21 protein-coding genes are annotated in these 21877 nt (G+C 53.9%); 14 read left to right on the forward strand and 7 right to left on the reverse strand.

What is annotated here, in order from left to right; translation table 11 throughout:
• Window positions 1–165 precede the first annotated feature (165 nt).
• Entirely contained in the window at window positions 166–984 is an 819-nt protein-coding gene (locus MLE19_RS06480) for a symmetrical bis(5'-nucleosyl)-tetraphosphatase (RefSeq protein ID WP_240717255.1), read from the forward strand.
• Entirely contained in the window at window positions 984–2108 is a 1125-nt protein-coding gene (locus MLE19_RS06485; RefSeq protein WP_240717256.1) for a polynucleotide adenylyltransferase, read from the forward strand. The genes MLE19_RS06480 and MLE19_RS06485 overlap by 1 nt, the downstream gene beginning before the upstream one ends.
• A gap of 4 nt (window positions 2109–2112) precedes the next feature.
• Here MLE19_RS06485 and folK read toward each other — a convergent pair whose 3' ends face one another.
• Both folK and folB read right to left on the reverse strand, forming a co-directional pair.
• Window positions 2113–2661 carry a 2-amino-4-hydroxy-6-hydroxymethyldihydropteridine diphosphokinase gene (gene folK / locus MLE19_RS06490; RefSeq protein WP_240717257.1) on the reverse strand — a complete coding sequence of 183 codons (549 nt, stop codon included), beginning with the start codon at window positions 2659–2661 and terminating at the stop codon, window positions 2113–2115.
• Entirely contained in the window at window positions 2658–3038 is a 381-nt protein-coding gene (folB, locus tag MLE19_RS06495) for a dihydroneopterin aldolase (protein WP_240717258.1), read from the reverse strand. The genes folK and folB overlap by 4 nt, the downstream gene beginning before the upstream one ends.
• Before the next feature lie 102 nt (window positions 3039–3140).
• Between folB and plsY the strand changes: the two genes are divergently transcribed.
• Window positions 3141–3713: a glycerol-3-phosphate 1-O-acyltransferase PlsY gene (plsY, locus tag MLE19_RS06500; RefSeq protein WP_240717259.1), complete on the forward strand. Its 573-nt coding sequence runs from the start codon at window positions 3141–3143 to the stop codon at window positions 3711–3713.
• 25 nt (window positions 3714–3738) lie between these two features.
• Here the strand turns inward: plsY and tsaD are convergent, their stop codons facing one another.
• Window positions 3739–4794, reverse strand: a complete 1056-nt coding sequence (tsaD, locus tag MLE19_RS06505; protein WP_240717260.1) for a tRNA (adenosine(37)-N6)-threonylcarbamoyltransferase complex transferase subunit TsaD — start codon at window positions 4792–4794, stop codon at window positions 3739–3741.
• A 224-nt stretch (window positions 4795–5018) separates the two neighbouring features.
• Between tsaD and rpsU the strand changes: the two genes are divergently transcribed.
• From rpsU to rpoD, 3 genes are all read left to right on the forward strand, one after another.
• A complete protein-coding gene (rpsU, locus tag MLE19_RS06510) occupies window positions 5019–5234 on the forward strand; it encodes a 30S ribosomal protein S21 (RefSeq protein WP_008956349.1) in 216 nt (71 codons plus the stop codon).
• Window positions 5235–5492: 258 nt separating this feature from the next.
• A complete protein-coding gene (gene dnaG / locus MLE19_RS06515) occupies window positions 5493–7346 on the forward strand; it encodes a DNA primase (protein WP_240717261.1) in 1854 nt (617 codons plus the stop codon).
• Window positions 7347–7572: 226 nt separating this feature from the next.
• Window positions 7573–9423, forward strand: a complete 1851-nt coding sequence (gene rpoD, locus MLE19_RS06520) for an RNA polymerase sigma factor RpoD (protein WP_240717262.1) — start codon at window positions 7573–7575, stop codon at window positions 9421–9423.
• 152 nt (window positions 9424–9575) lie between these two features.
• Here the strand turns inward: rpoD and MLE19_RS06525 are convergent, their stop codons facing one another.
• A complete protein-coding gene (locus MLE19_RS06525) occupies window positions 9576–10223 on the reverse strand; it encodes a hypothetical protein (RefSeq protein ID WP_240717263.1) in 648 nt (215 codons plus the stop codon).
• A 188-nt stretch (window positions 10224–10411) separates the two neighbouring features.
• Here MLE19_RS06525 and MLE19_RS06530 point away from each other — a divergent pair, with 188 nt between their 5' ends.
• Entirely contained in the window at window positions 10412–11779 is a 1368-nt protein-coding gene (locus tag MLE19_RS06530) for an L-serine ammonia-lyase (protein WP_240717264.1), read from the forward strand.
• Here MLE19_RS06530 and MLE19_RS06535 read toward each other — a convergent pair.
• Complete coding sequence (locus tag MLE19_RS06535) at window positions 11776–12672, reverse strand: LysR family transcriptional regulator (RefSeq protein ID WP_240717265.1); 897 nt, start codon at window positions 12670–12672, stop codon at window positions 11776–11778. The genes MLE19_RS06530 and MLE19_RS06535 overlap by 4 nt on opposite strands.
• Window positions 12673–12802: 130 nt before the next feature.
• Here MLE19_RS06535 and MLE19_RS06540 point away from each other — a divergent pair, with 130 nt between their 5' ends.
• From MLE19_RS06540 to mtgA, 4 genes are all read left to right on the forward strand, one after another.
• Window positions 12803–13786, forward strand: a complete 984-nt coding sequence (locus MLE19_RS06540; protein ID WP_240717266.1) for an MBL fold metallo-hydrolase — start codon at window positions 12803–12805, stop codon at window positions 13784–13786.
• Window positions 13787–13831: 45 nt separating this feature from the next.
• A complete protein-coding gene (locus MLE19_RS06545; protein ID WP_240717275.1) occupies window positions 13832–14941 on the forward strand; it encodes an S-(hydroxymethyl)glutathione dehydrogenase/class III alcohol dehydrogenase in 1110 nt (369 codons plus the stop codon).
• A gap of 85 nt (window positions 14942–15026) precedes the next feature.
• Window positions 15027–15881, forward strand: coding sequence for an S-formylglutathione hydrolase (gene fghA / locus MLE19_RS06550; RefSeq protein ID WP_240717277.1), 855 nt, complete (start codon window positions 15027–15029; stop codon window positions 15879–15881).
• Between the two features lie 10 nt (window positions 15882–15891).
• A complete protein-coding gene (gene mtgA, locus MLE19_RS06555; protein WP_240717279.1) occupies window positions 15892–16608 on the forward strand; it encodes a monofunctional biosynthetic peptidoglycan transglycosylase in 717 nt (238 codons plus the stop codon).
• Window positions 16609–16677: 69 nt separating this feature from the next.
• On the opposite strand, the gene MLE19_RS06560 is transcribed toward mtgA, so the two are convergent.
• Window positions 16678–17367, reverse strand: coding sequence for an EAL domain-containing protein (locus tag MLE19_RS06560; RefSeq protein ID WP_240717281.1), 690 nt, complete (start codon window positions 17365–17367; stop codon window positions 16678–16680).
• Between the two features lie 102 nt (window positions 17368–17469).
• Complete coding sequence (locus tag MLE19_RS06565) at window positions 17470–18408, reverse strand: DMT family transporter (RefSeq protein WP_240717283.1); 939 nt, start codon at window positions 18406–18408, stop codon at window positions 17470–17472.
• 145 nt (window positions 18409–18553) lie between these two features.
• On the opposite strand from MLE19_RS06565, the gene MLE19_RS06570 reads away from it, so the two are divergent.
• The 3 genes from MLE19_RS06570 (at window position 18554) to MLE19_RS06580 (ending at window position 21853) form a co-directional block, all read left to right on the forward strand.
• On the forward strand, window positions 18554–18946 hold the full coding sequence (locus tag MLE19_RS06570; RefSeq protein ID WP_240717285.1) for a DUF4168 domain-containing protein: 393 nt from the start codon (window positions 18554–18556) through the stop codon (window positions 18944–18946).
• A gap of 269 nt (window positions 18947–19215) precedes the next feature.
• Entirely contained in the window at window positions 19216–21126 is a 1911-nt protein-coding gene (locus tag MLE19_RS06575) for a DUF294 nucleotidyltransferase-like domain-containing protein (RefSeq protein ID WP_240717287.1), read from the forward strand.
• Between the two features lies 1 nt (window position 21127).
• Window positions 21128–21853: a 3'-5' exonuclease gene (locus MLE19_RS06580; protein WP_240717289.1), complete on the forward strand. Its 726-nt coding sequence runs from the start codon at window positions 21128–21130 to the stop codon at window positions 21851–21853.
• The last annotated feature ends 24 nt before the right edge of the window (window positions 21854–21877 follow it).

Below are 21877 nucleotides of genomic sequence, written 5' to 3' on the forward strand. Positions count from 1 at the left end.
GCTGCTTGACCAGTATTTTGGGAACGCCAAAGCGTACTTTTATAGTGATCTAGGTTAGCCATTTTCACCAGCGTTAATCATCAAACTTAACACTGCACGGCAGGCAGAGTAGGTCAGTGAGGTGGTAGTATTCAGCCCACATATTCCATTAAAAAGGCCTCGCGCATGAGCACCTATGCGATCGGCGATTTACACGGTTGCCACGCTGAATTTGTGACCCTGCTTGAGGAGCTCAGTTTTAATCCGACCCAGGATACGCTTTGGCTAGTGGGAGATTTGATTAATCGTGGCCCGGGATCTTTAGCCTGCTTGAGAGAAGTGCGTGCGCTTGGTAGCGCCGCACGTGCGGTGTTGGGTAACCATGACTTTCATTTATTGGTCGTCGCCCGGGGCGGCGGCAAACTGAAAAAAAACGACACCTTGAGCGATATTCTTGACGCTCCTGATCGCGAACCGTTATTGGATTGGCTGCAGAGCCAGCCGCTTAGTGTGCATGAAAGCAATACGTTAATGACTCATGCTGGGCTGCTTCCCGAGTGGAGCGTCGCGCAGACCGAAGCGTTAGGGCGCGAAGTTCAGACGGCGCTGGCGAGTGAGGGATCTGGGCACTTTTTAACCCAGTTATTTGGCAACCAGCCGGATAGCTGGTGCGATGATTTAGATGGCATGGATCGCCTGCGCCTGATTGTGAATGTACTGACTCGGATGCGCTTTATTGATGCCCAGGGGCGTTTGGACTTCGCCGCCAAAGAGGGGCTTGATAGCGCCCCCGAGGGCTTTCTACCCTGGTTTCAATACCCGCGCAAGGATGACACTCGGTTGCTTTTCGGCCACTGGGCGGCACTGGATGGGAATGCCCCTCAGGCGCGGGTGCTCGTGGAGGCGCTGGATACAGGCTGCGTTTGGGGTGGGCGGCTAACCGCGCTCAATCTGGATAGCGGGGAGCGAACCAGCGTGTCGAGTCATCAACGGAGCAGACGGTAGTGAAAGAGACACTTAGCGATCCACGCTTAGCGGGCTTAAACGTATACCGGGTGGGTGGCGCCGTGCGGGATGCACTGCTGGGCTGGCCGGTATATGACAATGACTGGGTCGTGGTGGGTGCGACACCAGAGGCCATGCGTAAGCGTGGTTTTAAATCCGTAGGGCGCGACTTCCCCGTATTTCTGCATCCAGAAACCGCCGAGGAGTACGCCCTGGCCCGTACTGAGCGTAAGTCTGGCCACGGCTATTCAGGCTTTGAAGTACACGCAAGTCCCGATGTGACGTTGGAAGAGGATCTGCTACGTCGCGACCTGTCCATCAATGCCATTGCCGAAAGCACCGAGGGCGACGTAACAGACCCCTTCAATGGGCAGCGCGATATTGAGCAGCGCGTGCTGCGACATATCTCCGAGGCATTTGGCGAAGACCCGCTGCGGGTGCTGCGCGCCGCGCGCTTTTTGGCCCGCTATGCGTCGCTCGGTTTTAGCATTGCACCAGAAACTCTGACACTGATGCGCCAAGTGAGCCAGAGCGGCGAGCTTGAGCATTTGGCCGCCGAGCGAGTGTGGGTCGAAACCGAAAAAGCGCTGGGTGAGCCAAGCCCAGAGGTCTATTTCAACACCCTTGAGCGCTGCGACGCACTTAAGGTGTGGTGGCCAGAACTGGTGGGTGAAATGCTAGCGAAAGGGTTGGCGGCGATGGATCAGGCACCTGAGAGCGGCAAATTAGCGCTGCCCCATTGGCGCTATGCCCAGTTGGTATCGCCACTATCCACCGACCAGCGTGATGCCTTGGCAACAAGACTTAAGCTGCCGAATGCAGTTGCTCAGCTAGCTCGCCATACGGCGCTCACTCATGGGTTGCTTGCCAACGTAGTGGATGGTTCGGGCGTTTTACATTGGCTGGAGCGTTTAGATGGCTGGCGCAAGCCTGAACAGGTTGAGGAGCAGTTGGGTTTAGTGAATGTGCTGGCGCCTGAGCAGAAGAAGCGGCTTGGTCTTGCGTGGCGAGCAGCCCGTGAGGTGAATCCACAGACGCTAATGGCCGAAGGGTATCAAGGTGCGGCGCTGGGAGAGGCATTGCGTGAGCGCCGCGGACAAGCCGTGGCAGCCGCGTTAACCTAGCCGCTTATCGGCGTGCCGCTGCAAGAAGGAGCTGCTCGTCAGCTTGGGAGATCCAACGACCACGCCAGCTAAAATCCACTGCCCAGAGGCGCTGGTTGCCAAGTGCGAAGGCACTCCATAACGTAGCGTAGGGCGTGCCGCAGTGGGGGTGGCGCTGTTCCGGCAATAGCTCTGCCAGGGGCTGCAGTACAAAGGCATTATGGGTTATTTCGCTGCGTGGCAAGGTCACGTTGTCGACGGTGCCGCTGATGCTTCCCACGGTCAATAAGTCGATATCCAGCGCGCGAGGGCTAAATTTGGCAGTGTCTGGAAGACGGCCATGCTCTATTTCCAGCTGTTTACTCCACGCCTGAAGCTCGCCAGGTGTGCTATCACTGTAGAAGGCCACCACCAAATTGTAGAAATTACGGCTATCGGTGAAGCCGACCGGCTCGCTTTCAAACACGCGGGAAATTTTCAGCGGGCCGAAAGTATCGGCAAGGGCATCAAGAGCGCAACGAATATGCTGAGCTGGATGAATGTTGCTGCCTAAACTGACCGTTACCAAATTCATGCGCTGGGCTCCTGCGTTGCCTCCGGTAAGGTGCCGCGGGTGATTTCCAGGCCGACGCTGGCAGCATTGGGTACCGCCCCCGGCTTGCGCACTGTTAGGCGCATCCAGCTAATGGGGAATTCTAGTCGCAGGCACTCGGTGAGACGCTCAGCGAAGGTTTCAACTAGCGCGAATTGATGTTCATCGGCAAACTGCTGAATGCGCTGGCAGATAGCAGCGTAGTCCAGCGTGAGGCGTAAATCATCGGTGGCTGCCGCTGAGCGAATATCGGTCGCTAACGCCAAATCCAAGCTCAGCGATTGTTGAATCGAGCGCTCCCAATCGTAGACACCAATCACGGTATCAACGCTTAACGCCTCAATCAAAATGCGGTCCATTAGCCTTCCCCTGCTGCAACAAGCGGGCGATTGTACGTTAGGATGGGATTAAACGACAGCGAGCCGGGCTATTGAGACGGCCTATCAAGCGAGCATACAGCCATGGGTTGGATAGTGGTGGGATATTTTAGCGGCAGTTGGCTGGCAGCGCTAAGCGTATGCCGTTTGGCGGGTCTGGGTGATCCGCGCCGCTATGGCTCGTTTAATCCGGGGTTCTCTAACGTTCTGCGCCTTTACGGCCCCCGCTTGGCAGCATTTACCCTGTTGCTGGACGCTTTAAAAGGCATGCCCGCCGTCTTGGGAGCCAAACTTATGAGCTGCCCAGTATGGTTGCAGGGCCTGGTTGGGTTAGCGGTGTTGCTCGGCCACAGCTTTCCGCTATGGCATGGCTTTCGTGGTGGAAAGGCAGTTGCCAGTGCGTTTGGCGTACTGCTTGTATTGGTGCCCAAGGTGGCACTATTAAGTGCCGTGATTTGGGCACTGCTGGCATGGCGTTTGAAGAAAGCGTCGATGGCTTCACTCATGAGTGCTTTGGCCGCGCCGTTGATATGCGCTTGGTTAGCGCCTGAATATTTTATGGTGGTAGGCGGGTTTAGCCTGCTGGTACTGACCCGCCATGGGCTCAATATTCGCCGCCTCCGACGCGGAGAGGAGCCGCCATTCCGCGGCTCTTAACGCTTGGCTAAAGGTGAGTAGGCAATTAGCTATCACCGTTGGAAGGGGGCGTCAGTTGATCCAGCGGCCAACGGGGTGTGGCCTGCATCATGCCGGGAGTATCGCTCTCGCCTGCTGCTAAACGCTGAGCCCCCACATAAGCGATCATAGCGCCATTGTCAGTACAGAAGCGCCCGCGTGGGTAGTAGGCGCGGGCCTGGCGTTTTGCACACTCAACCTGCAGCCGTTCACGCAGACGATGATTGGCGCTAACGCCGCCGGCCACTACTAAGCGCTTCAGTCCGGTTTGATCCAGCGCTCGGCGGCATTTAATTACTAGCGTATCGACAACGGCTTCTTCAAAGGCGCGGGCCACATCGGCACGCGCCTGAGCGTCAAGTTCACCGGCTGCCTCTAGTTGACGAATGGCGGTCATAGTATGAGTTTTTAAGCCTGAAAAGCTGAAGTCGAGCCCAGGACGGTCTGTCATGGGGCGCGGAAAGCGAAAGCGCTTTGGGTCACCCAGCTCCGCCAGTTTGGCTACCTCCGGCCCACCAGGATAGGCTAGACCAAGCATTTTGGCGGCTTTGTCAAACGCCTCGCCTGCCGCATCATCCACTGATTCGCCGAGCAGTTGATAGCGGCCCAGTCCGTGTACTTCGACAAGCTGAGTATGCCCGCCAGACACTAGCAGCGCCACGAACGGAAACTCGGGGGGCTCGTCTTCGAGCATCGGTGCCAGCAAATGTCCTTCCATATGATGCACGCCGAGCACGGGGATGTTTAAGGCCCGTGCCATGCCATGGGCCGTGCTGGCACCCACCATTAATGCGCCGACCAAACCAGGACCCGCGGTATAAGTGATGCCATCCAGGTCGTTACGCGTCAGCTTGGCGTCACTGAGTACCTGCTCAATCAGTGGCAGCAGTTTACGCGTATGGTCGCGGGAGGCGAGTTCGGGCACCACGCCGCCAAATTCGGCGTGCATGGCGATTTGGCTGTAAAGTGCGTCTGCCAGCAGGCCCTTGCCGCCCGTTAGCGCGGTATCATAAAGCGCGACACCCGTTTCATCGCAGGATGTTTCAATGCCCAGAATACGCATAAAGGGCCTCTCAATGGCTATATTTAAAAGATAAAAAGGTGAATAATTCCAGGGCCATAGTCTAGCATTGTCGTTACAACTGAGCGTAAGCATTTGCAAAGATGGCCAACGGGGACTAGACTACTGTGCGCTGTAAAACTGGGTCGTACACCGCATTCTAAACCGCAACATCGCAGTGTACGTACTATCCGAACTCAAGACTCCTTAAGGTAGGTGAGTGCTTAATGCCTTCTGTAAAAGTACGTGATAACGAGCCGTTTGACGTCGCCCTGCGTCGCTTCAAGCGTTCTTGCGAAAAAGCCGGTGTTCTTTCTGAAGTACGCCGCCGCGAGCACTATGAGAAGCCGACTGCTGAGCGTAAACGCAAAGCGGCAGCTGCCGTAAAACGCCACGCTAAGAAAGTGCAGCGTGAGCAAAAGCGTTTCGAACGGCTCTATTGATCCGTACCCGAGAGGGCCGGAGCAGTTAGCTGGTCGTCTCAAGAGGGATGCCAAGCGGCCGCCACTAGGTGGCCGTTTGTTTTTGACTGTCGTTTTTCAAGACTATTTTTTTCAAGATTATCTTTTTCAAGACCACCGCTGCTTATGGTGATCTGATGATAGGTCTGATGAGCTTAATCAGTGTCTTAAAAAAACTAATCAGTGTCTTAAAAAAACAGTCTCGAAAGTTAGCGCTTTGCGCGAGGATGCCCGTAGTTCATGGCAGGCCAAATTCCACAGCGTTTCATTGATGACCTGTTAGGCCGCGTTGATGTGGTCGAGGTGGTTGGTGAGCGTGTGCAGCTTAAAAAGGCCGGCCGCAATTACTCAGGGCTGTGTCCCTTCCATCAAGAGAAGACCCCATCGTTTACCGTCAGTGCGGATAAGCAGTTTTATCACTGCTTTGGCTGCGGGGCTAATGGTAATGCACTACGCTTCTTGATGGAGTACGACAAACTGCCGTTTCCTGAGGCAGTTGAGCAGTTGGCTGGGCGCCTGGGGATTGAGGTGCCGCGTGAAGGTGCCGATGATCCGCGCGCTCAGCAGCGCGAAAAGAAGCGCAAAGAGGGCGTTAACCTGCTTGAACTCGCCGCGAGTTTTTATCGCGAGCGATTAAAAATGCAGGAGGGGCAGTCCGCCCAGCGCTATCTGTTGGGTCGTGGCCTCTCGGACGACGTGATCAAGACCTATGGTATTGGCTATGCCCCGGCTGGCTGGGAGGCGCTTAAACAGCACCTCAGCGAGCGCGGTATCGGTGAGCCGGTTCAGGTGGAGTATGGCCTGCTGATCCATCGTGAAGATACCGGGCGTACCTATGACCGCTTTCGTGATCGGGTGATGTTCCCCATTCGCGACTTGCGTGGGCGTACGATTGCTTTCGGTGGTCGAGTGATGGGTGATGATCAGCCTAAATATCTCAACTCGCCTGAAACGCCGGTGTTCCATAAAGGCCGCGAGCTCTATGGACTGTATGAGGCGCGCCAAGCCTCCAGCAAGCTTGAGCAGCTTGTGATGGTCGAAGGCTATATGGATGTAGTGGCGTTGGCACAATACGGTATTCATAACGCCGTGGCGACGCTGGGTACCGCCACAACGGAAGACCATTTGACCCGCCTATTTCGTCTGGTAAGTCGCGTAGTGTTCTGTTTTGACGGTGACCGTGCGGGCAGGCAGGCGGCCAGCCGGGCATTGGAAACTGCGTTGCCGCAGATGATTGATGGCCGTGAAGCGCGCTTTCTGTTTTTGCCCGAAGGCGACGATCCAGACACTCTTGTTCGCCGTGAAGGCGCCCAGGCATTTCAGGATCGCGTGACCTGTGCCATGCCCCTGTCGGAGTTTCTTTTCGAGCAAGCAGCGCAGGGACGTGACCTGAACACAGTGGAAGGGCGTGAGCGATTTGCCAGCCAGGTGCTTGAAGCATTGAGCAAAGTGCCTGAAGGCATGCTCAAGTCGCTGCTCTTGGAGTCATTGGCGAAGCGCAGTGGGTTGGCGCAGGAGCAGTTAAAAGTGCTGCTTGAAAAGCGCGCTAAAACCTCCCAGCGTCAGCTCGAACAGGGGCAGGCGGAACAGATTGAGGGTGAACCGTCTTCGTCCGCGATAGCCAGTGCAGTGCAGCCGGTTAAGACCCAAGGTGGGCGTCAGCGTTCAATGGTGCTTTCGCCCGTTGGGCGAATTGTTCAGCTGTTGCTGCATGAGCCCAATTTGGTGTCAGTGCTACCTAATGAATTGGACTGGTTGCCAGAAGATGATGATGCACCGCTTTGCCAAGAGTTGATCGCCCTGCTTAAAGCGGGGCGTTACCGCAGTCCGCAAGTGGTGTTGGCCCACTTTCAAGGCAGCCAGCAGGGTGAAGCATTGGCGGCTTTTGCTAAGCGCGAATTGTTGATTCCCAAGGCGGACAGAGAGGCCGAGCTTAATAGCTGGGTGGAGTATCTACAGCACGTTCAGCGTCAGCGCTCTCCCCAAGAGGAGTACGCAGCGTTGCTGGCGCAGGAGCGCGCCGGGGAGAAGCTGGATAAGGAGCAGCGACAGCGTTTGGCAAGCTTGGTAATGGAGCTTGCGCAGCGCCAGTAAGGCGGTGTTTTGAACGGATGGGGTTGAATTTCTAACGTTTCAGCACCAAATATAGGGTCAGCCACCGAGCGCTGGCCTAACCGAACAACCTAACACACCTGTATGACCGCGCAAATACGTCAAGCTGGAAAATTTCCGGTGAATTACGCTATACTGTTCGGCTTGTTGAGTTTAATCGATTCAGCGCTCCAGGTGTTTCATTCTTCTTCGTCGAGATAGGGTTTCTATGGCTGGAAATGCGCAGCAGCAGTCACGTCTGAAGGAGTTGATCGCTCGAGGCAAGGAACAGGGCTACCTGACCTATGCCGAGGTCAACGACCATCTACCCGAGGATATCGCCGACCCGGATCAAGTGGAAGACATCATTGGCATGATCAACGACATGGGTATTAGTGTCGTTGAAGAAGCGCCAGATGAAGACACTTTGATGATGTCGGATCACTCCACGGACGAGTCCGCTGCGGAAGAGGCCGTAGCGGCCCTTGCCGCCGTGGAAAGCGATGTAGGCCGCACCACTGACCCAGTTCGCATGTACATGCGTGAAATGGGCACGGTTGAACTTCTGACCCGTGAAGGCGAAATCGAAATCGCCAAGCGGATTGAAGAGGGTACCCGTGAAGTGATGTCGTCACTGGCTTATTTGCCGGGTGCCGTCGCGTCCATTCTAGACGCCTACGACGCTACCCAGGATGAAGAAGCGCCGGGACGTCTTTCGGATCTATTTTCTGGTTTCATCGACCCGGATGAAGGTATTCCCGGTGTCGCCGAAGCTGAGGTCCCTGAACCGGAGCCAGAGCCCGAGGTTGGCGATGACGTTGAAGGCGAAGGCGACGATGAGGACGATGATTCCACGGCCAGCGAAGGCGGTCCGGATCCTGAAGAAGCGCGTGCGCGCTTTGAACAGATTCGCGAGCAGAACGCCCTAGTGGAAGCGGCGTTTGCCAAGTACGGTCGCGGCAGTGCTGAGTTAAAGGCTGAGCAAACGCGCCTAGCCGTGCTTTTCTCACCTATCAAACTGGTACCTAAGCACTTCGAGCGCCTCGTCGGCCAAGTGCGTATCAGCGTTGAGCAGTTGCGTGCCCAAGAAAAAGCGGTCATGCAGCTGTGTGTGAAAAAAGCCAAGGTACCGCGCAAAACCTTTATCAAGTCGTTTCCTGGCAACGAGTCGCGTAAAACCTGGCTGGATGATTTCCAGGCAGCGCAGAGCAAATACGCTGACCGCCTTGAGCCGTTACGCGCTGATATTGCCCGCGCCCAGCGTAAGATCGCCTTTGAAGAAGATATGGTGCAACTCTCGGTTGCCGATCTTAAAGAGGTGAATCGCAAGCTCTCGATTGGTGAAGCGAAAGCTCGTCGAGCCAAGAAAGAGATGGTTGAGGCCAACCTGCGTTTGGTTATCTCGATTGCCAAGAAGTACACCAACCGTGGTCTGCAGTTCTTGGATTTGATCCAGGAAGGCAACATTGGTCTGATGAAAGCGGTCGATAAGTTTGAATATCGCCGTGGCTATAAGTTCTCGACTTATGCCACATGGTGGATTCGTCAGGCGATTACCCGTTCGATTGCTGACCAGGCGCGCACCATTCGTATTCCGGTGCATATGATTGAGACGATCAACAAGCTCAATCGCGTATCACGCCAGATGCTGCAGGAAATGGGCCGGGAGCCAACGCCTGAAGAACTCGGCGAGCGCTTGGAAATGCCAGAAGATAAAGTACGCAAGGTGCTTAAAATCGCCAAAGAGCCGATCTCCATGGAGACACCGATTGGTGACGATGATGATTCACATCTGGGTGATTTCATCGAAGATGGCACCATGCTACTGCCGATTGATATGGCGACCGGTGAAGGTCTTATCGAAGCCACACGCAACGTGTTAGGCGGCTTGACCGCCCGCGAAGCGAAAGTGCTGCGCATGCGCTTCGGTATTGATATGAATACCGACCATACGCTGGAAGAAGTAGGCAAGCAGTTTGATGTAACGCGCGAGCGAATCCGTCAGATTGAAGCCAAAGCGCTACGTAAGCTGCGCCACCCCAGCCGCTCGGAGCCGCTGCGTTCGTTCCTTGACGAGTGAATGCCGTCAGTAGTGAATAGCGATAAGTGGTAAATAGAAAGTAGAAAGCCCGCCGTTCTCTGAACGGCGGGCTTTTTGTTGAAGCCAATTTGTTGAAGGTGATTGTGAAGGTAACTGTTGGCGTAGGTCGCTAGAGGCGTTCGTTGCCTGGCTTAAGTGACTATTTGCCGAGCCCGATAAATGCGGCGGGCCAGTAACAATAGTTCCAGAGTAGCGATTAAAATTAGACTGTAACCGAGCAATTCGACGACTTCTTCAGCGACACTCTTAAAAGTTCCTATGTAGCTGTCTTCAAGGATTAACTGCCAAAATTCCTGCCGCCCATAGAGACGTGAAAATATGTAAGTGGTTAGTACGCCGGCATTGAAAAGGCCAAAGGCAAAGGTATTGCTGTAGTAGGCGAACTCTTCAAGGAAATGTTGGCGCTGTTTAATTACCCAAAAAAGCGTGGGGAGAATAATTAGCGCAACCAATACTTTCCATGTGTCATCAGCGACATAATTATCTAAAAAGTGATCCTGTTCACGCACCAGCGAGGCGGCCACAAACGCCAGCAAAAGCAGGGTAATGGTAGGCCAGACTTTCAGCACTTGGCGGATATAGATGAGCATGGCGCAGCAGGTGGCCAGCACCAGCGTTTGAGTAAATTCAGTAAATCCCAGCTCAGAAAACCGAACTGTAGGTAAATAGAGCGCTTCTAAATAAGCACCTTGGGTAATCGCGCCGATAAACAGCACGTATAGCACCGCACGTACTAAGATGGTTTTAAATTCTATGGGCCAGGAAGGGGGAAGAGGCATACCGACATCCTTTGTAAGTAAGCAGCGTTACTATTCGTATATAGAAACATGCATAGGTGAATGTTCATTATATCGTCACACTTGTGTGTTGGCACGCCGATATTGCGGTAAATCACTCGACGTTTGGACGTCACCCCTGCAAAGTATCTAATAGACAGGCAATAACTACGTTTCGAGGCTTAATTGGCATGGCTATTAGTGTGTTTGATCTTTTTCGTATTGGCATCGGACCTTCCAGTTCCCACACGGTGGGCCCAATGCGCGCCGCCCGGGACTTTGCCCTTGCGCTTGGCGATAGCCGCCTCAGCCGGGTGGTAGTTCGGCTGCATGGTTCGCTGGCTGCCACTGGCGTGGGGCATGGGACGGATCAGGCGGTGATCATGGGGTTGATGGGCGAAGCGCCAGAAAGTATCGACCCAGACACGATTGCAGCGCGGTTAAAACAACTGGAGGAGGGTGATCCGCTGTTATTGGCTAATGGTCAGCAGATCGCCTTTGACGCTTCAAACGACGTACAGTGGGATGAGACCTGCCTGCCGTTTCACCCTAATGCCATGGTGCTGAGCGCCTATTGTGATGACGCGCTGGTAGCGACCAATACGTTTTACTCCCTTGGCGGCGGCTTCTATGTCGACCAAGCCAAGGCGGATCTTGGGGAAGTAGGCGAAGACAGCACTCAGTTGACGTACCCTTTCAATACCGCTGCCGAGCTGCTTGCCCTGTGTAAGCAGCATCAGTTGCGCATCAGCCAACTGATGCTTGAAAACGAGAAGGCTTGGCGGAGCGAAGCGGTCATTCGAGAGGAGCTGCTGACCATTTGGCACGCGATGAGCGACAGCATTGAAAATGGCTTGCGCGCGACTGGCCATTTACCCGGCGGTTTAAATGTACGTCGGCGGGCGCAGCTGCTTCATCAACAGCTGCTAAATCCACCGGCTAATCAGCGCTTGATCGTGTCGAGCTTTACCGTGATGGATTGGGTCAATGTGTTTGCGCTGGCAGTGAATGAAGAGAACGCCGCGGGGCGGCGTATGGTGACTGCGCCGACCAACGGCGCAGCGGGCATCGTCCCCGCCGTATTGGCGTACTACTTGAAGTTTGAACCCGACGCGAGCGAAGCCGATGTGGTCGATTTTCTGCTGACCGCTGGAGCAGTGGGCATTTTGTGTAAGAAGAACGCTTCAATTTCCGGGGCAGAGGTGGGCTGCCAGGGTGAAGTCGGCTCCGCTTGTGCCATGGCGGCCGCCGGGCTTGCCGAAGTGCTTGGCGGCACGCCGGGGCAGGTGGAAAACGCGGCTGAGATCGGCTTGGAGCATAATCTTGGCTTGACCTGCGACCCGGTTGGCGGGCTTGTTCAAGTGCCTTGTATTGAGCGCAATGCGATTGCCTCCGTCAAAGCCATTAATGCCGCGCGTATGGCGATGCACGGCGATGGTGAACACTTTATATCGCTGGATAAAGTGATTCGCACCATGCGCGATACTGGTCGCGATATGCAGGACAAATACAAAGAGACGTCCAAGGGCGGGCTCGCCGTCAATGCCATCGAGTGCTAGTCCAAAGGGTTAATAGGTAGCAGGGTGTCTATATTAGCCACCAGGTAGTCGACCAACTGGCGTATTTTGGGTGAAAGATGTCGGTGGCGAGGGTAGACCGCCCAAACGGCGGTATCGTGGTGCTGAAAAGGCTCAAGTACGGCTACCAGCTCACCGCTGGCCAAGTAGGGAGCTACATAATAATCAGGCAACTGTGCCAAGCCCAACCCTTTGCGTGTGGCGTCTAACAGCGCTGGGCCGGAGTTGCCGGTCCAGCACCCCTCGACGCGCACTTCGCGGCGTTGGCCGTTCACCTCAAATAGCCAGTTAGGTCGAGAGCCAATCAAGCAGCGGTGTTGACTAAGTTCAGCCAAGGTATGGGGTCGCGGCGCTTGGCGAAAGTAGCTTTGTGAGCCGACGATATACTCGCGGCGGTCGCATAGACGCCTGGCGATCAGGCTGGAATCCTTTAACACCCCCATGCGAATGGCAATATCGTAACCCTCCTCAATCAATTCAACCGGTCGGTTAGTGAAGTGCATGTGAACGTCCAACTGCGGATGTAAACATTGAAAATCATTCACCAGTGGCGCGATAAAGCGCTCGCCGAAGGTCGTGGCCGAGGTGAGTTTAAGCAGCCCATTGGGCTTGGCTTGCAGTTCGCTAAGTGCCTGCTCGGCATCGCGCAGCCCATCAAACAGATGACGGCAATGCTCTACATAGGTAGCCCCGGCATCGGTTAAGCGAATTTGACGGGTGGTGCGATAGAGTAATTGTACGCCCAACTGGTTTTCGAGCTGACTGACCAAGCGGCTAATATGCGAGGTCGACACCTTTAGGTGACGGGCCGCAGCAGAAAACGTGCCTAACCGCACTACTTCGACAAACGCTTCGATCCGGCTCCAGTGCTGCATGCTGACCCCTTAGTGCGATAGCGATTGTTGCTGTGTAACAATAATCTTATGAGTGTATCCCGCTTTATCTACTGCGCCTAGCTGACCTACACTGCTAGCATCGTTAGCGTATCAATGGAGTGTATAGCTTATGTCTAAATCTTTATCCCTGTGGTCGCGTGGTGCGCTGGCCGTTGCTATTAGTGCCGGTTGGGCTGCTAGCGCCCAGGCAGAGCTACCTACGCAACAGCAGGAGCAGGCTCCGGGCTGGTTTCGTATGATGGTCGGCGAGTACGAGGTGACCGCTTTATACGACGGCCACACGGCTATTGATACATCGCTGCTGAAAGGCATGGAGCAAGAAGAAATTCTCCGCCATTTGAACGCACTATTTATTGATGCGGAAAGCGGCATGCAAACGGCGGTCAATGCTTTTCTTATTCACACGGGTGAGAACTTAGTATTGGTCGATGCCGGTTCAGCTGCCTGCTTTGGCCCATCATTGGGGCAAGTGGAGGGTAATCTGCGCGCATCGGGCTACTCGCCCGAGGATGTTGACACTGTACTGATGACCCATTTGCACCCTGATCACGTGTGTGGGCTAGCCAATGACGATGGTGAAGCGGTCTACCCCAACGCTGAGCTACGTGCCAGCCAAGCCGATGCCGATTTTTGGCTGGATGAGGAGCGTGCAGCCGAGGCTCCTGAAGCCAATCAGCCCTTCTTTACCATGGCCCAAGAGGCGGTAGCGCCTTATCAAGAAGCGGATCGCTTCACCCCTTTCACTGCCGGTGATGAAGTGCTGATGGGTATCGTCGCACAAGACACTCACGGTCATACTGTTGGTCACTCAAGCTTTATGCTCAATAGCGATGATGACGCTATGCTGGTATGGGGTGACGTGGTGCACAGCTACGGCATTCAATTTGCCGACCCCACTGTGGCCATTGAGTTTGACTCTGACCCTGAACAGGCCATTCGCACGCGAGAAGAAGTCCTCGAAAGTGCGGTTGAAGATAAGCATTGGATAGCCGGTGCCCATATGCCATTCCCCGGGATTGGTCATATCGTCAAAGATGAAGAGGGCTATCGCTGGCTGCCGATTGAGTTTGGCCCAGTGACAACCGACGAGTAACGCCTCGGTTACTATTTTTGAAGTAATGAATATTTAGGAGTCAAAATGAAGTCACGCGCAGCTGTTGCACTGGAAGCGGGCAAGCCGCTTGAACTGGTTGAGATTGATGTCGAAGGCCCGAAAGCCGGGGAAGTGCTGGTAAAAATGGCCGCGACAAGCGTTTGCCATACCGATGCTTACACGCTTTCTGGTGCTGATCCAGAAGGGAACTTCCCCGCCGTCTTGGGTCACGAAGGGGCAGGCGTCGTTCAGGAAGTAGGTGAGGGCGTTACCAGTCTTAAGCCGGGCGACCATGTCATTCCGCTCTACACCGCTGAGTGCGGTAAGTGTAAATTCTGTTTGTCGGGTAAAACCAACCTGTGCGGCAGCGTGCGCGCTACCCAAGGTAAAGGAGTTATGCCTGACGGCACCTCGCGTTTCTCCTTAGACGGCAAGATGCTCCACCACTACATGGGGACCTCGACGTTCAGCGAGTACACGGTGCTGCCCGAAGTCTCCCTGGCGGTGGTGTCCAAAGAAGCCCCCATGGATAAAATTTGCCTGCTGGGCTGTGGCGTAACCACCGGCATTGGCGCGGTGCTCAATACCGCCAAAGTAGAGCCCGGCGCTACGGTGGCGGTGTTTGGTCTGGGCGCGATCGGTTTAGCCGTTATCCAAGGGGCGGTGATGGCCAAAGCGGGGCGTATCATTGCTATCGATGTCAACGAAGATAAATTCGCGCTGGCCAAGCAGTTTGGTGCCACCGATTTTGTGAACCCGAAAGCGTACTCAGACCCGATCCAGCAGGTAATCGTCGATCTGACCGATGGCGGTGTCGACTACTCCTTTGAGTGTATCGGCAACGTCAATGTGATGCGCTCTGCGCTGGAGTGCTGCCACAAAGGCTGGGGTGAGTCGATCGTGATCGGTGTCGCCGGGGCCGGTGAGGAGATCTCAACACGGCCGTTCCAGCTGGTTACTGGGCGGGTCTGGAAAGGCTCCGCGTTTGGTGGCGTAAAAGGGCGCAGCGAACTGCCAGGGTATGTTGATCGTTATATGAACGGTGAGATCAATATTGATGACTTTATTACTCACGATATGCCGTTTGAGAAGATCAACGAAGCGTTTGATTTACTGCATGCGGGTAAGAGCATTCGTACCGTGCTGCATTACTGAGTATCATTACCGAGATTGATAGCTAGCATGTTTAAAACGCGGTGGGGAGACCTGCCGCGTTTGCTGCATTTAAAGGAACCTGCCCATGAGCATGAGTGAAACTTTAGAACTGGTGTCCGCTAACCGTAGCTTCGGTGGCTGGCACAAGCGCTACCGCCACTACTCCCGTGCGCTGGACTGCGACATGGTCTTCGCCGTTTACTTGCCACCCCAGGCGGAAAACGAGCGTGTACCACTGCTTTGGTGGCTCTCTGGGCTGACTTGTAATGATGAAAATTTCATGCAGAAAGCAGGTGCTCACCGTTTGGCGGCTGAACTGGGTATTGCCATTGTCTGCCCAGACACTAGCCCACGGGGTACCAATTTACCCGGCGAGCACGAGAGCTACGATTTAGGCTCTGGGGCTGGGTTTTACGTCAATGCTACCGAGTCACCGTGGAAGCCTCATTACCGCATGTACGATTATGTGATTGAGGAGTTGCCCTCTGTGGTGCGCCAGCACTTCCCTGTTAACGGGCGTGAATCTATTAGCGGACACTCGATGGGTGGGCATGGAGCTTTAATCCTCGCGTTACGTCATCCAGGTCGCTTCAGTTCAGTATCGGCTTTTTCACCGGTGGTAAATCCGATGAATTGCCCCTGGGGCCAGCAAGCCTTTACTGCTTATCTGGGTGAAGATCAGTCGCGCTGGCGCCAATATGACGCCTGTGAACTGGTTGCCAATGGAGCATCACGTCAGCGGCTGTTTATCGACCAGGGTGAAGCGGATCAGTTTCTTGAAGAGCAGCTTCAGCCAGAGCGTTTAGAAGCCGTTTGTGAAGAGCACGATCATCCATTAACACTGCGTCGTCAGCCGGGCTACGATCACAGTTACTTCTTCATTGCCTCGTTCATTGAGGATCATCTGCGCTATCATGCAGACCACCTCATGAAGCGTTAAGGATTACTGGATGCTCAATCGCTCGCTGCGCCGTTTTATGCGTCACCTATGGCGGATTGTTTGGCGCGGCGTTTTAGCGTTTGTGCTGCTGTCAGTCGCGCTGGTACTGCTGTTCCGCGTGGTTCCGCCACCGGGCTCAATGGTGATGGTTGAGCGCAAAATACAGAGCTGGATCAACAGTGAGCCAATTCGTATACAGCGCGAGTGGCGCGGTTGGGATTCGCTCTCTGGCAACGCCAAACTCGCCGTTATTGCTGCCGAGGATCAGCGCTTCCCACATCATGGTGGGTTTGATCTCGTCGAGTTGCGTCGCGCGTTGCAGGCCAGCCAAGACGGCGGTCGGTTACGTGGTGCTAGCACCTTGAGCCAGCAAACGGCTAAAAATGTTTTCCTATGGACAGGCCGAAGCTGGACGCGGAAGGGGCTAGAAGCGTGGTTTACGCTGCTGATCGAGATACTCTGGAGCAAGCAGCGCATTTTGGAAGTCTATCTTAACGTCGCCGAATGGGATCGTGGCGTGTTTGGATTGGAGGCCGCAGCACAGCACTACTTTGGCGCCTCTTCCAGCTCGCTGACTGAGCGCCAAGCCAGTCTACTTGCGGCTATCTTGCCTAGCCCCTTGACCCGTAGTGCCGCGCGGCCCGATGCTCAGGTTGAGCGGCGCAGCCAGTGGATACGCCAGCAAATGCGCAATTTAGGCGGCGCCGACTATTTAGAGCATCTTTAGAATGTTTTTAGCTAGATATGGCTGGCTTATACACTGGGAGTGTTTTAAGAGCCCGCTGCCAGCCCTCATCTAGTCGTATTTCGCGTCGTTAATTTCTGCCAGTGCTTCCAAATTCGGGTAGGAGAAGTAGTAACCTTGCTGCATAGGAATGCCCAATGCCAGCAGGCAACGAGACTCCTCGCGGGTTTCAACGCCTTCGGCAATCAACTGTGTTCCCAATGTTTTTGCCAGCGCCACTAAGCTACGCAGTATGGCTTGACGGCGCTTATTGCTATCGCACTCCATCACCAGGTCGCGATCGATTTTTAGTGTATCTGGGCGCAGGTCAGTGAGTAGATCAAGGTTGGCATAGCCGTTACCAAAGTCATCCAGTGAGGTGGTAAAGCCCATTTCACGATAACTCTCAATAATAGTGCGCATATGCAGGCGGTCATTGACGCGCTCGGTTTCGGTAATTTCGAAATTGAGTCGCTCGGTGGGCCAACCTACGCGGTTTGCCGTTTCAAGTGTCGCTTGAATACAGGCTTCCGGTTCGTAGACTGCATTGGGTAGAAAATTAATCGAGAGCCGTTCCTGCATACCCAGTTCGCTGGCAAGCTCTATCGCTTTAATGCGGCAGGCCTGATCAAAGCGGTAGAGTAAATCATCAGTGACCTGCTCTAGAATTGAAAATGCGGATTCCCCATTGGGGCCGCGAACTAAGGCCTCGTAATAGATAATTTTCCGCTGACTAACGTCGACAATCGGTTGAAACGCCATTGTAAATGCAAAAGGCACCGGAGAATCGCACCGGTTACAGTGTCCTTTCACCCTGGCACAGTTATGTTGTGCTGACATGTTTATCCAAGCCCTTGAATAAAATTATCGTGATCTCGCCTTATTGGCGGGTTTGCGAATAACCAACACCACCCCGGTGATGGCAACGAACATCCCCACCAATCCCAATAGGGGAAGACGTTCGTCAAATAGCCACCACGCTTGAAGCGCGGTGACGGGCGGCACAAGATAAAAAAGACTCGCTACTCGCGAGGCTTCCCCCTTTTTTATCAAGGCCATAAGTAACAGAATAGCGGCAATCGAGAGAATCAACACTAGCCAGGCGAGTGTTAGAACAAACGTGCTGCTCCACTCCACCTGACGGGTCTCAAATAGCAGTGCACCGCTCCCCAGCAGCGCACCTGCTGCCAAATACTGAATAACAGCTCCAGAAAGCAGCGGCATACTGGTGCAATATCGTTTCTGATACAGCGTACCCAAAGAGATACCGAGCAACGCTGCGGTGACGCAAAGTAACGCACTAATGCCGAAGCCGTCGAAAAGGGATTCACCAATTTCCAACTTGCTGCCGAGCACCAAGCTAATGCCCATCAGTCCGAGCCCTAATCCTAACCATTGTCGCCAGGAGAGCTGTTCACCTAATAAAGGTCCGGCAAAGGCAGCGGTTAGTAGTGGTTGAATCCCAACGAGTAACGCCGCTAAACCAGCGGGCATGCCTAAATAAATACCGTAAAAAACGCCACCCAAATATGCGCCGTGGACTAGAAAGCCTGAAATGGCGATGTGTGTCCATAACCTAGGTGAGGAAGGCCAGGGAATACGCATTAAAAGTACCAGTGGTATTAACAGCATTAGCGTCAGCACGAAGCGTATAAACAAAAATGTGAACGGTTCTGCATAAGGCAGACCAAATTTGGCGCCAATGAAGCCTGTACTCCAAAGCAGAACAAAAAGAGCAGGCATGACAGCCAACCCAGCAGAAGGTAGGTCTATTGATCGTAAGTTTTTGAATAAATTAGACATTTATATTCCGAGTTGGCGTGTGTAAATTATTCCTTTGATACATATTGTTCTTTTTGTTACTAACTTTTACATAAAAAATTGAACCTGCTTAAAAACAGCGCGTCACAGTGGGCACATACATAACGCAATATTGAGGTTCTTTACTATGCAACGTATGACTGCTCTGTTCTCTGCTGCCCTGCTTGCCACTGGTTTAATGGCTGCTACTGCCAATGCCCAGCAAACGCAGGAATCAGCACAAGATCCAATGGCGACCCAACAAGCTGCACCTGCCCAGGATTTTTCTGACGATCAGCTCCAGCAGTTCGCCGATGCTTCTCAAGAAATTGCCGTGATTTCTCAAGAATATACCCAGCGTCTGCAGGAAGCGGAAGATGAATCAGCGCAACAGGAAGTACGCACTGAAGCGAATGACCGCATGATTGAAGTCGTAGAAGACAGCGGTCTAGATGTTGATACCTTCAATGCTATTGGTCAATCTATTCAGCAAGACCCAGAAATGATGCAGCGTGTTCAGGAAATGGCCAACCAATCCTAAGCCCTGCTGTTGATATCGGCTGATAAGGTATTTTATGTAGCTAGCTTATTAAATTAATTAGTCACATTTTTATCAGCTTGGCTTCGGCCATCCAAAACCCGGTGCATGCTGCACCGGGTTTTTTATTGCTTGTCGTTTTTTCATGATCCTTTTCGCCATGCTCGCCCTTATTGTGTGTTTCGGGGTTTACCTTCCGAAGCCTTCCCGCCACACTTTAGATTATGGGTTGATTATCCTGACTATTAACCGACAAGCCTTAAGGAGTCCGTATGGATGTCGAGCTGTTAGAAATACGCCAGCATATGGGACGCTTTCCCCCTTTTGATGGGCTGTCGGATGATCTTCTAGATGCCATTGCTGAACAGGTGGAAGTGAGTTACTTCAAAACTGGCAGCACTATTTTAGCGCTAAACGATACCCTCAATGATCTCTGTTATATCCGCAGTGGGGCGGTGGAGGTTTACCGCAGCCAGGGGGAGTTATATAACCGTTTAGGTGAAGGCGATATTTTCGGCCATTTCAGCCTACTGCGAAATCATAAAGTGCGGCTTCCAGCGAAGGCGATTGAAGATACCCTGATTTACTTTATCCCTAAAGCGGTCTTCCAAAGGCTGTGTGATGAGGATGAGCATTTTGCCGATTTTGTCGAGTTGGAGCGGCCACGGTTAGAAAGCGCCGCCGAGCAGCAAAAGAAATCCAACGACATGATGGTCACCCGGATACGCAAACTGCTAACCCGCTACCCGGTAATGGTCGAAACGACTACCAGCGTTCAGCACGCCGCGCAGCAGATGAGCGAAGCACAGGCCTCCGCGCTGCTGGTAATAAAAGAGGGTAGCGACAACCCACGCTACAGTTTTAAAGATAGCGAAGGCCAGACTTGGCAGATGTGCGGGATTTTAACCGACAGTGATTTTCGTACCCGCGTGGTGGCGGAAGGGCTATCGCCGCAAACCACGGTCGGCGAGGTGGTTTCCTCCAGGCTAATCACCGTGCAGTCGGACGCTTCTGTCTACGAAGCCATGCTGACGATGCTGCGCAGTAACGTGCATCACCTGCCCGTGCTCTATCGCCAGCGCCCGGTAGGCGTGGTGCACCTCTCCGATATTATCCGCTATGAGACCCATAGCGGCCTCTATTTGGTCAGCAATATCTTTAATCAGTCCAGCGCCCAGGGGCTGGCGCGCTTGGCACCGGATGTGCGCGCCGCCTTTGTACGCATGGTGCAAGAGGGCGCTAACTCGCAGATGGTGGGCAGTGCGCTCTCTACCATCGGTCGCAGTTTTACGCGACGGTTGCTGGAAATGGCTGAAGCAGAGCTCGGCCCTCCGCCGGTGCCTTACTGTTTTATGGTCAATGGCTCAATGGCACGCAATGAGCAGAGTATCGTGACTGACCAGGATAATGCGCTGATTCTCTCCGACGAGTTTGATCCTAAACTTCACGATGGGTATTTTTATGCCTTGGCAAAAATCGTTAGCGATGGCTTGGATGCCTGTGGCTATACCTACTGCAAAGGCGATGTGATGGCGACCAACGCTCAGTGGCGTCAGCCGCTCAGCGTTTGGAAAGACTATTTTAAGGATTGGATGGCCAACCCCACTCCTGAACGGCTACTGCACAGCTCGATTTTTTTCGACCTGGATAGCTGCTATGGCGAAGACCTCTTTGTGGAAACGCTGCAAGATTTGATTGCCGAGACAGCCCCCAAATCACCGCTTTTCTTAGCCGCCATGGCGCGCAATGCCTTAAATCGCACGCCACCGCTGGGGTTTTTCCGCACCTTTGTGATGGAGCAGGATGGCAAGCACAATAACTCCATCAACCTGAAGCGCCGCGGCACGGCGCCAATGGTAGATTTGGTGCGGATTCATGCTTTGGCCTGCGGCTCCAAAGCGCAGAACTCCTTCCAGCGTTTGAATGACATCAGCAAGACCCAGCTCTTGGCGAATGGTATGAGTGACAAACTTAGCTATGCGTTTGAGTTTTTATGCATGTCGCGGCTGCGCCATCAAATGATTGATCTGCAAGAGGAGCGCCAGCCGGATAACAACATCGAGCCTGAAAACGTTGCCGACAGCGAACGCCACACCCTCAAAGACGCTTTCCAGGTGCTAAGCAACGCGCAAAAGTTTCTCAAATTCCGCTACCCCATGCCCGCTCAGCGGCAGGGGCGTTAAGATGTTTGGTATACGCCCACGTCAAAAAATTACCCTGGCCGACTGGAAGGGCTATATGGCCCAGCGGGCACAGCAGGCTAAAAATCCCAGCATCCAACAATTTTTTGGGACGCCGCTGCCTGATCCTGACACTCCGATTTCCGAGGTGCCTATGGTGGCGCTGGATATGGAGACAACCGGGCTGGATGAGCGGCGACACGCGATTGTCAGTATTGGTGTCGTACCCTTCACGTTAAGCCGCATTAAGTTGGCCGAGCGGCGCTATTGGGTGGTCAAACCGCCCAGGCCACTTGATGAGGCCTCGATTGCTTTCCATCATATTACTCATTCTGAGATCGCCCAGGCACCAGACTTAGAGGCGATCCTGGACGATCTACTGGCCCAGTTAGCGGGCTGCTTAGTGGTGGTCCACTTTCGTAATATTGAGCGCCCCTTTTTGGATGCCGCTGTCAAAGCCCGGCGTGGGGAAGGCGTGCTGTTTCCGATGATCGATACCATGTCGCTGGAGGCGCGGATGCACCGCCAAACTCTATGGGCGCGTTTTCGTCGCTGGTTGGGCCGCCCACCGGTTTCCATAAGATTGCACGCAAGCCGCGAACGCTATGGGTTACCTGCCTATCAAGGCCATCATGCCCTCGTCGATGCGCTGGCAACCGCAGAGCTATTACAAGCGCAAATTGCCACCCACTATCGGCCCGGCACACCGCTAAAAGATATATGGTGTTAAAGCTATAAAACAAAAAAAACGGGC

The sequence above is a fragment of the Vreelandella neptunia genome (genome assembly GCF_022489065.1).
GTDB classification, from domain to species: Bacteria; Pseudomonadota; Gammaproteobacteria; order Pseudomonadales; family Halomonadaceae; genus Vreelandella; species Vreelandella neptunia_A.